Annotated in this window: 12 protein-coding genes; 9 read left to right on the forward strand and 3 right to left on the reverse strand. The window is 41.3% G+C overall.

Annotated elements, in window-relative coordinates; genetic code table 11:
- Nucleotides 1-24 precede the first annotated feature (24 nt).
- The 8 genes from ACSLUK_RS09880 to ACSLUK_RS09915 all read left to right on the forward strand — a co-directional run bounded on the left by ACSLUK_RS09880 (nt 25) and on the right by ACSLUK_RS09915 (nt 10,076).
- On the forward strand, nt 25-1,458 hold the full coding sequence (locus ACSLUK_RS09880; protein WP_448548403.1) for a capsule assembly Wzi family protein: 1,434 nt from the start codon (nt 25-27) through the stop codon (nt 1,456-1,458).
- Between the two features lie 140 nt (nt 1,459-1,598).
- Complete coding sequence (locus tag ACSLUK_RS09885) at nt 1,599-2,549, forward strand: CDP-glycerol glycerophosphotransferase family protein (protein WP_448548404.1); 951 nt, start codon at nt 1,599-1,601, stop codon at nt 2,547-2,549.
- Between the two features lie 65 nt (nt 2,550-2,614).
- Nucleotides 2,615-3,643, forward strand: coding sequence for a CDP-glycerol glycerophosphotransferase family protein (locus ACSLUK_RS09890; RefSeq protein WP_448548405.1), 1,029 nt, complete (start codon nt 2,615-2,617; stop codon nt 3,641-3,643).
- Between the two features lie 440 nt (nt 3,644-4,083).
- A complete protein-coding gene (gene leuA, locus ACSLUK_RS09895) occupies nt 4,084-5,649 on the forward strand; it encodes a 2-isopropylmalate synthase (RefSeq protein WP_448548468.1) in 1,566 nt (521 codons plus the stop codon).
- A 17-nt stretch (nt 5,650-5,666) separates the two neighbouring features.
- The gene (gene leuB / locus ACSLUK_RS09900) at nt 5,667-6,758 is read left to right on the forward strand and encodes a 3-isopropylmalate dehydrogenase (RefSeq protein WP_448548406.1); all 1,092 of its coding nucleotides are present in this window, start codon (nt 5,667-5,669) and stop codon (nt 6,756-6,758) included.
- 1 nt (nt 6,759) lies between these two features.
- Nucleotides 6,760-8,163, forward strand: coding sequence for a 3-isopropylmalate dehydratase large subunit (gene leuC / locus ACSLUK_RS09905; RefSeq protein ID WP_448548407.1), 1,404 nt, complete (start codon nt 6,760-6,762; stop codon nt 8,161-8,163).
- Nucleotides 8,164-8,165: 2 nt separating this feature from the next.
- A complete protein-coding gene (gene leuD, locus ACSLUK_RS09910) occupies nt 8,166-8,762 on the forward strand; it encodes a 3-isopropylmalate dehydratase small subunit (protein WP_448548409.1) in 597 nt (198 codons plus the stop codon).
- A gap of 81 nt (nt 8,763-8,843) precedes the next feature.
- Complete coding sequence (locus ACSLUK_RS09915) at nt 8,844-10,076, forward strand: cyclic di-GMP phosphodiesterase (protein ID WP_448548410.1); 1,233 nt, start codon at nt 8,844-8,846, stop codon at nt 10,074-10,076.
- An 18-nt stretch (nt 10,077-10,094) separates the two neighbouring features.
- On the opposite strand, the gene ACSLUK_RS09920 is transcribed toward ACSLUK_RS09915, so the two are convergent.
- A complete protein-coding gene (locus ACSLUK_RS09920; RefSeq protein ID WP_448548411.1) occupies nt 10,095-11,810 on the reverse strand; it encodes an AAA family ATPase in 1,716 nt (571 codons plus the stop codon).
- A gap of 134 nt (nt 11,811-11,944) precedes the next feature.
- Nucleotides 11,945-12,712, reverse strand: a complete 768-nt coding sequence (locus ACSLUK_RS09925; RefSeq protein WP_448548412.1) for a CPBP family intramembrane glutamic endopeptidase — start codon at nt 12,710-12,712, stop codon at nt 11,945-11,947.
- 491 nt (nt 12,713-13,203) lie between these two features.
- On the opposite strand from ACSLUK_RS09925, the gene ACSLUK_RS09930 reads away from it, so the two are divergent.
- The gene (locus tag ACSLUK_RS09930; protein ID WP_448548413.1) at nt 13,204-14,466 is read left to right on the forward strand and encodes a multifunctional CCA addition/repair protein; all 1,263 of its coding nucleotides are present in this window, start codon (nt 13,204-13,206) and stop codon (nt 14,464-14,466) included.
- 124 nt (nt 14,467-14,590) lie between these two features.
- Here the strand turns inward: ACSLUK_RS09930 and ACSLUK_RS09935 are convergent, their stop codons facing one another.
- Nucleotides 14,591-17,161 (reverse strand): TonB-dependent receptor plug domain-containing protein, encoded by a 2,571-nt coding sequence (locus ACSLUK_RS09935; protein WP_448548414.1) that lies wholly within the window; start codon nt 17,159-17,161, stop codon nt 14,591-14,593.
- Nucleotides 17,162-17,677: the final 516 nt, after the last annotated feature.

Genomic DNA, 17,677 nt, shown 5'->3' on the forward strand with positions numbered 1-17,677 from the left:
TTAAGATTAACAAGAACAGTAGCTATGAACCTTAGTATTAAGGCGTACCTTGTCGCATTTTCTTTACTTATTTTAGCGAACAAGAGTAACGCATCAGGCGTAAGTCCTTACTTACCATTAAAAAATGACTTTTTAATAGAGCTTGAAATGGAGCGACTGGCAACAATTGCTCAAATGCCAACGCTTGCCAATCCGTACCATATAGTGACCGTTGTAAAGTATTTAGAAAAGGTAAAGCACACGCATCCGACCTTATACAAACGCATTAACCATTATATAAAGCGTTATAAACGCCAAGGTGGGATCACACAACTGGGCGTTGAGTTAGGTTATTCAGACAACAAGACACGCACACAAGCGAATAATCGCGGTGTGCCGTTGGACTCTGTAATTACCTCAAATATTTCTGCGTTTTATCAAATCAATGAATACTTACTGTTTTCTGGGGGCGGAACCGTTAGTGATGGAAGTAAATTCATTCCGCACAACACGTATATGTCATTTGGCACGGAATATTTTCAATTTGATTTGGGTTACCGTGAGCATTGGCTTTCACCAATGCAAGAAAGTGCTCTAACTGCTTCTACTAACGCTCAACCTGCCCCGTCTATCACGCTAAGCAATGTGACGCCAATTACAGATTGGAATGTTAAATATGAGATGTCAGTTGGCATTCTTGAAGAAATGCAAGGTATTCATTTTAACGATACCACGTCCTCAGGTCGCCCTGGTTTTCTAACTATGCACTTAAGTATTCAGCCCTTTGATTGGTGGACCTTGGGTGGTACGCGAACATTTATGTTTGCAGGCGGTGAGCGCAGTGTAAGTTTAAGCAATTTATGGAAGGCAATTATTGATCCTGTAAGCGGCGACAATTGTGGCGGCGATTCTGACTTACAAGATTGCGCAGAAGAAAACGGCAACCAAATAGCTACAGTAACCTCAAAATTTGACTTTAGTATTGGCTCATTCCCTGTAAGTCTACTCGCAGAATATGGTGGCGAAGATACCAAGAATTATTCGTATGAGTTAGGCAACGTTGGCTGGACAATGGGTTTGTTTTTACCTTACTTAACCGAGAACATCTCGGTTTATGGCGAGTACACTAACTTTCATACCCATTGGTATGTACATCATCTATATGATGAAGGTTACCGCAATGACATGGTCACTATGGGACACTGGTGGGGTGATGTAAAAGCATTGGACGATAAGTCCGCAGGAAATGCAGCCACAGCACGACTGAACTGGCATATTTCTCCAAGCTTTAACATGCAACTTATGGTAAGATCTGCCACGGTAGACTCGTCGGCAACATACCAGTATGAACGCGCAACCGAAGCTGAATTGAAACTTAAGCAGCTTTATAAAACAGGATTTTTAAATTACGGATTGAACTTCGGCAAAGACATTAATGGTGAGTCATATTACCGCGTGTCATTCGGTTACAATTGGTAATTTGAAAATTTATGCATGTTTATTTTGATATACAGCACTTTTACTATATACCACAATATTTACCAGTAGCCGCTGCACTTAAGCTGCGCGGAGTGCACTGTACATTTGTTTTGTATACGCAAGATCTTATGGACAGTGCAATGGTAAACTTCGTACAAGCCAATCAATTACCTTATTTACGTGTAGCTGATGCAGATGAAGCTCGACGCCTATACGAACAGAAAAAGCCTGAATGGATCATTTTTGGTAACGCATTTGCATCACTTAACAAGATAAATCAGCATAGTCGAACCGCGCTCATGCAACACGGCATTGGTCCAAAATCATGTTATTATGATGTATCAGAATCCGACATTCAATATCGTTTTGTCGAGGGCCAGCACAGACACACTAGATTAAAAGAATCATTTCCTAGTAAGACCTTTATTGACACTGGATACGCTAAACTTGATCCGATTATTAACGGCTCTCAAGCTAAACCTAACATTACTTCATTAGGGTTAGACTCAAACAAACAAACTATTCTCTACGCGCCAACATACTACCCAAGTAGCATTGAAAAGCTGCCTTTAGATTTTCCTGAAAAATTGACCGCATTTAATTTAATTATTAAACCGCACTTCTTTTCACTAACAAAAGACAGGTATCGTAGGCAGCAAGAAGTTTTTACCAAGTGGCAGCAATATCCAAATGTTTACCTCGCCAAAGCAGAGGAAATATCAATATTGCCCTTTATGGCGGTAGCAGATTTGCTTATTAGTGACACTTCGTCCACTTTATTTGAATTTACTGCGTTAAATAAGCCTGCTATTTGGTGTGATTTTTTCAAGGTTCGTTGGTCTTATCGAGGCGTTTTAAAATGGCGACTGAAAAAACGACTTGACCAAGACTTGGCGTACTTTGGTAAGGTTGCTACACGTGTAACGAACATAAATGAACTGCTTACTCAAACGTTATTGCATATCAATGACCCCTCACTTAAAGAGCCTGATAGAAAATCGATGACGGAATTGTTAACCGGAACTGTAGATGGCAAATGTAGCGACCGTATTGCCGACTTTATAATTGCAGAAAGCAGTAATCCTAGCTAAATGTTGTTATCGTTGAACGTTGACGTTTTGTGACGACTAATAAATGGAATAAAAAGAATCAAATCATGTTAAGAAGCCTATTTTACATCTCTCAAAACTATTCGTTTGAAATCTTGAGACCGCTACAACAAGAAATTTCCCGCCGCGGTGGTACCGTTAAATGGTTAGTGATTGGCGACGAAGTAAACATGGAAAATTTCGATGACAGTGAAGATGTTACAACGAGCATAAACGTAGCTCGAAATTTTGATCCGCAAGTATGTTATGTACCCGGCAATGTGATTCCTAATTTTATTCCAGGCATAAAAGTACAAGTATTTCATGGTCTAGAGTACAAGAAAAAAGGCCACTTTGTTATTCGCGGTTACTTCGATTTATATTGTACGCATGGACCTGCAACGACTCAAAAATTTGAAGAGCTTGCAGATAAACATGGTTATTTCGACGTGGTAGAAACGGGTTGGCCAAAACTCGATCCTTTGTTTAATACACCGGCTTATTCTCGACCAAATGACGCCGAAAAGGTTATTCTATATGCACCGACCTTTTCACCATCTCTTACCAGCGCCCCTGCCCTTTTTGAGCAAATTTATACGCTTAGCCAACAGCATGAAAATTGGCACTGGATTATTAAGTTTCATCCTAAAATGGATAAACAATGGATTAATCGCTACTTAACGTTAAACGCTAAAAATGTCGAAATCGTAAAACAAGCAGATATCAGTAGTTTACTGCAATGTGCGGACATGATGATTTCCGATACCTCCTCTGTAATTGGTGAATTTGCCCTGCTCAACAAGCCCGTTATTACACTTAATAACAGCCAGCCGGGTGATTACCTAATTGATATTAGTGAAGCGTCTGAACTCCCTTCTGCCATTGCTCAGGCACTAGAACCAAGTGAAGAACTATTAGCGGAAATAAACAACTACGCAATGAGCTTACATCCATACAAAGATGGCCAATCATCAGCCAGAATTCTCGACGCGGTTGAACAGCTAATTAATCATGGAAAGTCACATAAAAAAGCAAAACCTCTGAATCTGTTTCGAAACTTAAAACAACGGAAATCCTTGAATTATTGGTCACTCTAAGTCGAAAAATACCATAACGACAGAGTTTACGTTTACGGAAACTGCCAATAAGCCCTAGTTTTAACCTTATAGCAAAAGCGTCTAATCATTAGACAAATTGCTGTTGACTCCATTTAAGCAAATACGCTATTAATATAAATAGCACTGAGCAGCAAGCATCAAAAAGCGTAAGCTGAATGTAAAAGCTAAATGTAAAACATGCGAATTACTGCTGCTAATTAATGTAAATGATTACATGATTTTATTTATCAAAATTACAAGATTAAGAATCGAATGAACAACTCAATTAAGCACATTTTAATTAACCTCCTCCTCGCAGCTTCGCCGCGCGGACTGGTCTATATTGCTTAATTTTTAGATAAAGAATGATAGAAACCCGCGCAAATAACGCGGGTTTTTTTATGCCCGCAAATTTTGACTGATTAACAGCGAGAAATATGATGGACAATAAAGTAATTATCTTCGACACCACGTTAAGGGATGGTGAACAGGCATTAACGGCAAGCTTGTCAGTGCATGAAAAACTACAAATAGCACAAGCGATCGAGCGATTAGGTGTAGATATTATTGAAGCGGGCTTTCCGGTGTCTTCGCCCGGTGACTTCGATTCTGTGCAGCAAATAGCTAGAACGGTTAAGAATTCGATTGTGTGCGGACTTTCACGCGCGGTTGAAGCCGACATCCAAGCATGTGCTGATGCACTGTCTGTTGCGGACCAATTTAGAATTCATACCTTTATTTCAACATCAGATGTACACGTACAGCAAAAATTGAGAAAAGACTTTTCAGATGTTGAATCTATGGCCATCAACGCGATCAAGTTCGCGCGTCGTTTCACAGATGATGTCGAATTTTCTTGTGAAGACGCGGGTCGTACCCCAATTGATAATTTGTGCCGCATGGTAGAGCAAGCAATCAAAGCTGGCGCAACTACGGTAAACATCCCTGATACGGTTGGTTATACCATTCCGACAGAATTTGGTGGCATTATCGACACGCTATTTAATCGTGTACCCAATATCGACAAAGCCATTATTTCTGTCCACTGTCATAACGATTTGGGATTAGCTGTAGCAAACTCTATCGCTGCAGTTCAAGCGGGGGCACGACAAATCGAATGTACCATTAACGGGATTGGTGAACGCGCTGGCAACTGTTCGTTAGAAGAAGTAGCTATGATCATGCAAACCCGCCGTGATTTGTTGAACGTTTCTACCAACATTAACCATCAAGAGATTGCTCGTAGTTCAAAGTTAGTCAGTCAACTTTGCAATATGCCAGTACAGCCAAACAAAGCGATAGTAGGCAGCAACGCATTTAGCCATTCTTCAGGTATTCATCAAGACGGTATGTTAAAAGCAAGCAACACCTATGAAATTATGACACCTGAAAGTGTAGGCATTAGTAAGACTAAATTAAACCTAACTTCACGCAGTGGTCGCCATGTGATCAAGCACCGAATGGAAAGTTTAGGTTATCAAGAAAAGGATTACGACTTAGAAGCCTTATATGCTGACTTTTTAGTATTGGCAGACAAGAAAGGCCAAGTTTTTGATGATGATTTAGAGGCTATGCTTTTCAACATTCAACAACAAGACGAGCAAGATTATTACCAAATCCAGTCATTAAATGTTCAGTGTGGCAACGGCAAGTTTGCCACCTCTAGCTTGAACTTAATCAAAGGCAATGAGAGCCAAATCGTCTCTGCAACAGGCAATGGTCCTGTCGACAGCCTTTATCGAGCCATTAAGCAAGGTGTCGATATTAACTTTGATGTTGCCGACTACAAAATTTCGAACAAAGGCGAAGGGGAAGACGGTTTAGGTAAAGCAGACATAGTCGTTGCTTGGCAAGGCAGAAACTTCCATGGCCACGGCTTAGCGACCGATGTTATCGAAGCATCTGGGCAAGCGCTAATTCATTGCTTGAACAACATTCATCGTGCTCAAACAATTGCAGAAATTAAGAAAGAAGTAAAACCTGCATTGGCACAATCACAAATTTAACTAAAGGAAATATCAACATGTCTTCAATTGCAATATTAGCTGGTGACGGTATAGGCCCAGAAGTGATGGCCGAAGCTGAAAAAGTATTACGAACCGTAGCTGATAAATTTAGTTTTCCCATTAGTTTTAATCATTACGACGTTGGTGGATGTGCGATAGACAACCACGGCACGGCCCTACCCGACTCAACGATTAAAGGCTGTGAACAAGCAGATGCCATACTATTCGGCTCTGTTGGCGGCCCTAAATGGACAAACTTACCACCAACAGAACAACCAGAGCGTGCATCATTACTTGGATTGAGAGGCCATTTTGGCTTATTTTGCAATATGCGCCCTGCACAACTACAACCTGCTATGTCATCACTTTCACCGTTGCGAGCTGATATTTCCTCAACCGGCTTTGATATTTTGGTGATGAGAGAATTAACTGGCGGTATTTATTTCGGCGAACCTAAAGGTCGAAAGAATCAAGGAAGTCTGGAAGAAGCCGCATTTGATACCATGATTTATAGCAGACATGAAATCGCGAGAATCGCCAGATTGGCTTTTGAAGCAGCGCAAAAGCGTAACAACAAAGTTATTTCGATAGATAAGGCCAATGTACTGGCAAGTTCACAATTATGGCGCGAAGTAGTAAACGAGATTGCTCAGGAATTTCCACAAGTGACTCTAGAGCACATGTATGTGGATAACGCAGCGATGCAATTAGTGAGAAATCCCGCGCAATTTGATGTCATGCTGTGCTCAAATCTATTTGGCGATATTTTGTCTGACATATGCGCCATGATCACAGGTTCAATGGGTCTTTTACCGTCAGCAAGTTTGAATGAAAATGGTTTTGGTATGTATGAACCAGCGGGTGGCACTGCACCTGATATTGCTGGTAAAGGAATTGCCAATCCAATCGCCCAAATCTTGTCAGCAGCGCTATTGCTTAGATACAGCTTACAACAAGACGCTGCGGCTACAGCGATTGAAAGCGCTGTAGCAAAGGCTTTAGATGCAGGCAATTACACACGAGATCTTTTAAATGCAGAACAAGCTTCGCAGGCAAAAACGACGAGTGAAATGGGCGATATCATCTGTAAATTCATTAAGGAGTCATAACATGGCGAGTACGTTATACAATAAATTATGGCAACGCCATTTAGTTGAAGAAAAGGCAGGTGAAACACCATTACTTTACGTTGATCGTCATTTGATCCACGAAGTAACTTCACCGCAAGCATTTGCAAACTTGCGTTTTCATAACCGTAAGTTACGCCACCCAGAGCGCACGATAGCAACGATGGATCACAATATTTCAACGCGATCTATTAAGATAGATGCCGCGGGTGAAGGTGCTGCCAACCAGTTACGAACACTTGAGAAAAACTGTAAAGAGTTTGGCATTGAGTTATTTGGTATGGGACACAAAAACCAAGGCATTGTACACGTTATGGGGCCTGAACTAGGCTTGACGTTACCTGGCACCATTATCGTTTGCGGTGATTCACATACGGCGACCCATGGTGCCTTTGGTGCTTTAGCGTTTGGTATTGGTACATCAGAAGTTGAGCATGTTTTTGCGACACAAACATTGCGCCAAACAAAAGCCAAAACGATGAAAATTGAGGTACGAGGCAAAGTTGCGCCAGGCATAAGCGCCAAAGACATAATTCTAGCCATCATAGGAAAAACGGGTAGCGCAGGCGCAACGGGTTATGTCGTCGAATATTGCGGAGATGTCATTTCATCTTTAACGATGGAAGAACGCATGACCATCTGTAATATGAGTATTGAATTTGGCGCCAAAGCAGGCTTAATCGCACCAGACGACACCACATTTGCCTACTTAAAAGGCAAAGAATACGCACCCAAAGATGAATTGTGGGAACAAGCTGTCGCTGATTGGCAAACGTTATATTCAGACGCAGATGCATCATTCGATCAAGTCATTGTGTTAGAAGGTAAAGACATAAAGGCACAAGTTACTTGGGGAACCACCCCAGGGCAAGTAACAGCCATTGACGGAGTTGTCCCCTCTCCCAGTGATTTCTCTGATCCTGTAGCGCAAGACTCTTGCAAGAAAGCGCTAGCCTATATGGGGTTAGAAGCTGGAATGAAAATAACTGACATCGCCATTAACAAAGTATTCATTGGCTCTTGTACTAATTCACGAATTGAAGACCTACGCGCAGCTGCGGCTATAGCCAAAGGCAAGACAGTGGCGAGTTCTGTTGACGCAATAATCGTCCCTGGCTCATACCGTGTTAAGGAACAAGCAGAACAAGAGGGCTTAGCCGATATTTTCACAGCGGCAGGGTTTGAATGGCGATTGCCTGGTTGTTCAATGTGCTTAGGTATGAACGATGACAAACTAGCAGAAGGCGATCGTTGTGCGTCAACGAGTAACCGAAACTTTGAAGGCCGTCAGGGACGAGGCAGTCGTACCCATCTGGTTAGCCCAGAAATGGCAGCTGCGGCAGCCATAGCTGGACATTTTGTCGATTTAGGCGCTACGGAGGCATAATCATGGAAAAATTCACTACACATACCGGCTTAGTTGTGCCATTAGACACAGCAAATGTTGACACTGACCAAATTATCCCTAAGCAGTTTTTACAGAAAACAGAACGTGTTGGATTTGGTCAGCATTTGTTTCATGATTGGCGATATTTAGATGAACAGGGAACGCAAAACAACCCTGAATTCATTCTGAATGAAGCACAGTATCAAGATGCCAGTATTTTGCTAACTCGTGAAAATTTCGGCTGTGGCTCAAGCCGTGAACATGCGCCTTGGGCATTACAGGAATACGGATTCAAAGTAATCATCGCTCCTAGTTTTGCCGATATTTTTTACGCGAACTGTATCAATATCGGTGTGTTGCCAATTAAATTATCCGAAGAGCAAATCAATCGCTTATTTGCACTTGCGCCCAATGCACAGCTAACGCTAACGGTTGATTTAACAGGAAATACCATTTCTGCTGGCGATGAAAGTTTCCCATTTTCACTGGATAGTTTTCATCAATATTGTTTAGAACAAGGTATTGATAGTGTAGGCTGGACATTGCAAAAGCTTGATAAAATAGAAGCATTTGAACGCAACATGCCAGCTTGGCAATAAAACTGGCGCAATTCACTACACCTGAACTATGATTATACATAGTTTAGGTGTAGGTACGAGAATTCAAAAGTAGCCAATTACATGCCAGCACAAGATATCAAACACTCAATTATCAAAATTCCAATCTCTCAGCTTAGAATAGGCATGTACGTTGTCGAAATAGTCAGCGGCAAAAAGAGTGTAACCGTAAAGTCCGAAGGATATGTGCTAAATAATGACGCTATCAATCGATTAGAAAAGTCTGGCGTCACGCACGTATCAGTAGATCCTGATAAAGATAAAAACAAACCCGCACAAGAATTGCCCGCAGTAGAAGTTGGCAATACAGCACAAGTAGAAACTCCGCCTGCGCAATTTCAACCCAAGGTTTCACTCGATCATGAAATGAAGACGGCTAGTAAGCTTTATGGCAATGCAAAAGAACTACAGTCAAAAATTCTCAATGATATCGCCAGTGGAAAAATGTTCGATATTGAGTCAGCGCGATTACAAACAGATGCGATTGTAGATTCCATTTTTCGCAATCAAGATGCTCTTGCCTGTATGGCAAGGCTACGAATGAAGGATGAGTATCTGATCGAACATTCGCTAAACGTTTCAATTTTAACGACAATATTTGCCAAACATCTAGGTGAGAAACGGGAAGTTATAGAGCAACTAGCACTAGGCGCATTCTTGCATGACATAGGTAAAATTCGCATTCCTGATGCAATTTTGCATAAGCCAGCCCGATTAACAGACAAAGAATACCAACAAATGCAACGCCATGTGCAACTGGGTGTAGAGTTACTGGAAGAATCTGCCCATTTGTCACACATTGCCATAAGCATGGTAAAAGAACATCATGAGCGCTTGGACGGCAATGGCTATCCGCTTCAGCTTACCGACAAGCAAATATCAAAATATGGACGTGTCATTGCCATAGTTGATAGCTACGACGCAATGACCGCTGACCGCGTATATAAGTCTGGCATGCACCCAATTAACGCCTTTAAAAACCTCAAGCAATGTGTCGACAGCTCATACGACAAAGCGCTGGTTGAAAGTTTTATTCAATGTTTAGGGCTCTATCCAGTTGGTACGTTAGTTAAACTGGATAGCGGAAAACTCGGGTTAATTAGCCGACTAAACTCAGCCAAACCACTCAAACCGTTTGTGAAAGTGTTTTACAACACGCGTATGAGCCAAGCCATTCCAATTGAAGAAATTGATTTGAGCAGCTCTAAAGCACGAGATCAAATTGAGTGCAGCATTCGACCAGAGGAATTTAATATCAATTTACTGGGCTTTTTCAAAACAGCATTCATCGATTAATTAAATCGCTCGATTCTCCTACCAGCTTGACAAAGCAGGCATGCTAAACTTTTCACCATTAAACGATAACACTACACGTTGTGGCAATATCTCAGTAATTTCAACACCACCAATAATTTCGTCGCCTTGGTATCTATCTTCACCATTTACACGCACCCAGCCTTTGCCATCTGTTGCGTAAATATGCATTTCAAAAGAAATTTCGGGCAACGCATCTTTGAAAGCTTCTGGCATTTCATGTAAAGGCATAATTTCCGAATATAGCTCATCAGTAGATTGCTCAGACGACAATATATCCGAACTAACTTCCTGTTCTGTTGCTGTAATGGCAGATTGAAATCTCGCTAACAATTCATCCGATACGCCTTCACCCTGCTCTACAGTAAATACCTTACGTGATTGCGCTTGTTGGTACTTTTCAGGTTGGTAACCAAGCACCTTAAAATCTTCTTCATTAGGCTCGCTAGTCTCTTGCTGGGAGGCCAAGACACTCTCTTCTTCAACCGCTGTTTCTACATTTATTGCCTTTGTTGGTGTTTCCTGAACCGCTATTTTGTCAGTAGAAAACTCTGTGGAGCGCTTTGTTTCATCTTGCGACTGCGCAAAACTTCCATCACGAGGACTGGATTGCATAGCGTCATCAGAAGATGACGAAACTTGCGCTGGCGGTGTTTGCATGATTGGTGTTTGCAAGGTTGGTGATTGCAAGCTCGCATGCGCTTGATACATTTCGTTTCTGTCTGCTGGAATTAAATGATTTGATGGCGGTGAGACCAAATGTTGCTTAGCAGAATCAAACGTATTCATATCTGTTGCTTGTCGTTCAAAGCCAACGAAGTACCCTAGCCCGACAGACGCAACAATCGCAACACTCGTATACATCAACTTAAAAGGAGTTGATACCCATACAGACTTTACTTCGGCCTCTGGGCCTAGCGCATCAATCGCAGAACGTTTGACAATCGCCGCGTTCACTACAGTATCGTTACTGTTAAAGGCATTAATAAGTGAGCGTTCACACAGCAAGTTCATCACCCGTGGAATACCTTTCGAAATGCGATGAATCTGTTTAACCGCACCTCGATTAAACAAAGGACGAACACACTCTGCTACCGAAAGTCGGTGCTTAATATACTGTTCAACTTCAGCAAGCGTTAAAGGCATTAAATGATAACGAGCGGTTATTCGTTGTGCCAGTTGACGTAAATCTCTCCGCTGGAGTAACTGCTGCAATTCTGGTTGGCCAATTAGAATGACTTGCAGCAACTTTTTGGTATTGGTTTCTAAATTAGTTAATAACCGTAATTGTTCGAGCACCTCTGCCTGCAAATGTTGCGCTTCATCAATCACTAAAAGTGTGTTTATTCCTTTTTCATGATTATCGAGCAATTGCTGATGAATTTTATCAGTGAAATACTTTATTGATGCCCCTGTTTTTTTATAACGAATCTTTAATTCGTCACACAAGGTTGCTAACAACTCTTCACATGACAACGTAGGATTCAAAATAAACGCTGCTTGAGTATTGTCAGGCAGTTGCTCCATTACCGTACGACAAATAGTGGTTTTTCCCGTCCCTACCTCGCCAGTTAGCAATACGAACCCACCAGTATCACCTAGCCCGTAGGTTAAGTGCGCAAGCGCCTCTCTATGACGATCACTCATAAACAAATAAGCAGGGTTTGGTGCAATGGTAAATGGTGCTTCTTTTAAACCAAAATATCCGGTGTACATATCATCAACTCAAAATCCAATTGTCGATGAAATTACCGTGAATATAGGGTTATGTCAAAGGCTGTAAGTTCATTTCACCAGTCTGCATATCGCGACTCTAAATCTAAATTTTTCCCTCTCGTCACTTTAGGCAATTAACTAAAGAAAAATAAATGCACTAATAGCGCTGTGTTATACAACATATGAATCAGTATCGGATAAGATAAATTTTGTGTTCTGCTACGAACAATCGCTAAAAAACAGCCGTAAGTAAAAATAGCAAAGAATGTCAAATAGTGGCCATACTGCTCGTGGCTTACTGCGAATAAAAGCGAGGATAAGACGATAACAACTTTTTCGTTGACCTGTTTATTTAGCAGCCTTTGATACAGCCAGCCTCTCAATACAATTTCTTCAAACAAAGGTGCAAGTACACATGCGCAAAAAAATAACAAGAATATTAACGGACTGTCAGAAAACTCAACTTTAAGTTTTGCCATAAATGGCTCTGCTGGCACATCGAGTGCTATGTTTAACACCTGAAAGACTAAAAATATACCTGCAAAGCCAGCGCCCCAAGCTAATAATTTGACAGCATTTACCTTGTGAATATTTAACCATTGGCATCGTTGTTGCCAGTTAGCCCCTTCCGTTACTTTTGCTAAAACAGGAATAGTTAAGAGAAAGGCCAGTGCCGAGCCTGTCAACATGACGCTAGTTTTTTGCATCCACAGTAAAAATCCATCACTAGTGACAGCACTTTCTTGTTGCACGTAATATGAGCCGAGCAGAATAATGTAAGAATAGAATTTAGGGATAATATATAGAGCAACAAGCCATAGCGCTATTTTCCCAAAGCTCATGTAAGTCTGACTACTTTCCATAGTTAAACGTGTTGATTTGTGATTAACGGCAATGCTCATACCTGCGTGTCCTTTTGCATTTATTTTGCTAGCCGAGAGTTGCGCATTAAACTCGACTAGAACCTCTATTTAGTTTTCGCTTAGTGAGTTACATCATAAAGCCAAGAACCAAGCTATCTCCCCCATTCACATACTAACCCGCTACTAATTTCATGGCCTATATTGGATATCAGACCACCAGCCATTTGTAAACTAGATAAGTTCTGTAATTAGGCTGGGGTGCAACCACAAGGCTCACTTTTGTCTATAGGCGACTATCAAAGTTAATATGTTTGTAAAAATTTGCGAGCGAAATACATAGGATTTTTATTGCGTTAATGTTGTGAAAATATAGCTATTATTTTTTAAATAATTACAACGCACATCAATGGGCGCAATAGTGTTCTTATGATTGAGTATGCATCTAGGTCAAGTGGTATTGACTCAGTAGCGCACTTTAACCATCTTCTGTGATATGATCACTCATATTTTTAAGGTATGAAGTTGTCTTGATGAGTAAGCAAGTTTCTACAGATGGTTTAGATATATATCTCGTCGGTGGTGCAGTAAGAGATGCGCTACTTGGCAGACAAGTCGTTGAACGTGATTTCTTGGTTGTCGGCGGTCAGGTCGAGCAAATGCTTGATCGTGGATTTAAGCAAGTTGGCAAAGATTTCCCTGTATTTTTACACCCAGAAACTAAAGAAGAATATGCACTTGCTCGCACTGAGCGTAAGAAAGGCACCGGATATACAGGCTTTGTTTGTTATGCTTCACCAGATGTGACCATTGAGCAAGACTTATTTCGTCGTGATCTCACTGTAAATGCGATGGCGCAGTCCATTGATGGAGCGATTATAGATCCATACAACGGTATGGCAGATTTGAAAAATAAAGTTCTGCGTCATGTATCAGAAGCGTTTGTTGAAGACCCACTTCGGGTGCTACGTGTTGCTCGTTTTGCTGCACGCTATCACTACCTCAACTTTACAGTAGCGCCTGAAACTATGGCTCTGATGAAACAAGTCGTTGATAGTGATGAGCTAAAAACATTATCTGCCGAGCGAATTTGGAAAGAGTTTGAGGGTGGATTAAGCGAAACGAATCCTGATGTTTTCATACTTGTTTTAAGGCAATGTGGGGCATTAAAGCAACTTTGGCCAGAACTGGATGCACTTTGGGGCATTCCCAATCCAGCCCAATGGCACCCTGAAATCTGCACAGGCGAACACACTATGATGGTGCTACGTCGGGCAGCAGAACTGTCTGACAAATTGTCTATTCGATTTGCGGCACTGTGTCATGATTTAGGAAAGTCTCTAACGCCGCCTGAAAAATGGCCGAGTCATAGAGGTCATGAAAAATCAGGCTTACCACTTGTAAAAGCAATTTGTGAGCGCATTAGAGTGCCCAATCACATCAAATTATTGTCCTTGCAAGTCTGTGAATTTCATCTCCATGTCCACAAAGCACGAGAATTAAAAGCGACAACAATTCTAAAATTATTTGATCAGCTTAGTGCCTGGAATAAACCAAACGACTTCCATGACTTTCTTCTGGTATGTCAGGCAGATTTTCAAGGCAGAAAAGGCTTAGAAAGTTCGCCCTATGTACAAAAAGAATATTTGCAAGAACTGTTTAACATAGCTTCTCAAATCATCGCGAAACCGTTCGTTGAACAGGGTTTAATAGGCATTGAAATTAAGCACGCTATTAGTAGTGCCCGCCTAGATGCCATAAAAATGCATAAGACCGAATTTAAATGGCCTAATTAGACGTCATAACACTCCAATTTAGTGGAGGAAAAGTGTCAACCTTATTTAGGACGGGTCAAAAAGCAAAAATAAAAAAGCCACAAAATATGTGGCTTTTAATTTAGTTCAGAGTGTTCTAGAAAGACTAGAAGTTATATGTCGCTTTTACGTAGTAGAAGCCACCGTTGTAATCGAATGGACCACTTTCGTAGAACTTCGCACCAACAACACTATAAGCGCCGCCTTTTTGAAGTTCTTGTGCTTCTTCGTCAAAGATATTGTTAGCACCAGCCGATAACGTCCAGTTTTCATTTACAAAGTAGCTAACTTCAGCATCAATTGTATAAGAAGAACCAACAGTTTCTGACCAACCGTATGAGCTAAACTCATCAGGCTCATCCGCATGCGTCGCAAACCACTCACCAAAGTAGTTCGCACGAACAAACATGCTTACGTCATCCCAAGATTGCGCAATAGTAAACGTTGCACGATGCTCAGGAATACCTTCTTCCAAACGTCTTACTTTAAAGCCGGTAGTGAATTTGCCTGGGTTGTCTACTTCTGTTGAGTTGTAGTTATATGCCAAGCTAAATTTAGTATCGCCGCCCATTAACTCCATAGAATAGTTAGCTACTACGTCAACACCTTGTGTAGTCGTGTCGAAGTCGTTAGCAAAGAATGTAACTTTACCACCTAATAACAATTCAGGGCTTGGGTAAATACCTTGTAATGCATTTACATCAGCTTGCGTAATGTCTAGTTTATCTGTTTGTGCAACACGGTCAGTAACTTCAATCGTATACGCATCAACTGTTAGGAAGAAGTCGCCAGTTTGATAAACTAAACCAACTGCAAAGCTTTCTGACTCTTCCGGCTCAAGCTCTACACCACCTTTAACAGCTGAAACCGGGTGTGTTGGTGGATAAGTTGCTGATTGCACTAACTCGCCATTAACCAATGACGTTTGTGTATTTACAACGTTCGCCTGACCTACAGTAGGGGCGCGGAAGCCTGTTGAATGAGAACCACGAATTGATAATTCGTCATTAATTGCATATTGCGCAGTTAGTTTATAGTTAAGCGTATCACCAAATGATGAGAAGTCTTCATAACGAAGCGCAGCACCCACTAAGAAATCTTCAGTTAACTGAGCTTCAACATCAACGTAAGCAGCAATACTTTGACGCTTGTTGATACCTTGTGACTCAGGTGAGAAACCAGCAAAACCGTGTGACCCAACACTGAAGCCTTGAGTCGCTAATGGACCTTGTTTCCAAGATGCTTCTTCACCTGAAACAATTTCAAAGCTTTCTTGGCGCCACTCAGCACCAAATGCTAAGTTCATTGGCTCATCCAAACCTACCTCAACACTTTTTGACACATCAACGTTAAAGGCTTTTTCCAACTGGATGTAAGAACCCGTGTCAAACGTATTATCAAATGGTTGGTTTGCCCCCATTGAAGGGTTTACCGTGTTTGCTAGTGTATAAGTAGACTTGTTTCGACCAACAGAACCACTAATGTCAAAGTATGCTTCATCTAAGAATCCGCCTTTAATTTCCCCTTTAACACCTGCTGTTAAAGACGTGTCATTAATGTCGCCCGTAAATTGCGGCGTATAACCACCAGGGAACAACTCGTTGAATGCCCAACAGTTGTCGTTATTGGCTACATTATCGATATAATCTTGTTGATTAAGTACGTTGCCAGAAGTAATTGGAATATTAGGACATGCAGCTGCATTGCCGTCCATCGCACCAACTAAAAGGTTACCATCACCATCGGTAAATACACCGCCACGGTTTTGCGGGTTACGATAATAGTAGCCACCTGTTGCAGTTCGGTCAGAATAGTTACCGAACATATAGAATTCTTTGTCATTACCTAAATCTAGACCGATATTACCGAAAATTGTGATATCGTCTTCGATTTCAGGGTTACCCCAGACTTGCGCAGGATCGTTAACTGCTGAGTTACCTGCATCGATTAATGCTTGAGCATCAGGGCGTTGTACTGAACGACTTGTCGCATCAGCGTTCTTGTATTGAAAGCTTAAGTTTGCAAAACCATCATCAGTGAACGGTAGGCCGATGTTACCATCAACAACAAGCTGTTCACCGTCACCGTCATAATATTCGCCTGAACGAACCGAGATCGAACCGCCATCAGCATCATCTTTCAAAACAAAGTTCATAACACCAGCGATAGCATCTGAACCATATTGTGCTGCTGCACCATCACGTAGTACTTCTACTTGTTTTAATGCTACCGAAGGAATAACTGAAATATCAGGACCTTGAGCACCATCGTTAACGCCACCACCTTGGAAAGCAATAACAGAAGCACGATGACGGCGCTTACCATTCAATAGAATTAATGTTGAATCTGATGATAAACCACGAAGGTTCACCGGACGAATAAACGATGCAGCATCTGAAATTGGTTGCTGACGTACGTTAAACGATGGGACGGCCGCTTGAAGCATATCAAGCATATCTGACGAACCATTTTTGCTCAGTTCATCTGCACCTACAATATCAACAGGTACTGGCGATTCAGCCACTGAACGAGGTGCTGCACGCGAACCAACGATCGCAATACGTTCAACATTTTCTTTTTTTGCAGCTGTTTCTGCTTCTGCTGCATACACGGGTGCGTTGCCTAGCGCTAACCCTACGGCAAGAGCTAACGTTCCGGCACGGAATTGTTTTGACATGTTATTTCCTTCCTAGCTTTCATAGAAAAATTCTAATTATTATGTTGCCTAATGAGCCACTTATAATGCGACTTCTAATTTTCGGCTTATCTATATATAGAACAGTCAGAAACGCATTACAAGTAAGTTACAGCCAAAAAAAATGCGATAGATTAACGATTTTATAGGATTTTTTACTTTGACAGGATTTTCAGTTTATGGAGCGTCACAACTTTGAGTTTGCGTGAAACGCCTATAAAACAACCGCTCACAGAAAACTTTCGTAGTTCTTTTGTGCGAAAACCTTCGTAAAATTTTACAGATGTAAGCTGAAAAAACATCGGAAAAAAATCATCAATTTTTTTTATTATTGAGACAACTTTTGTACAAATAAAAACCAGAAAACGGGGTTTTCACACGAATTTAACAAAATATAATTTATACAGTAAAGCAAAGTTGACGAATTTACCAAAATCAATTGAGGATAAATCGAATACCAAAAAAGCCCCAGTTTTGGCTAAACTACTGAACTGTTTT

The organism is Thalassotalea fusca (assembly GCF_053485835.1).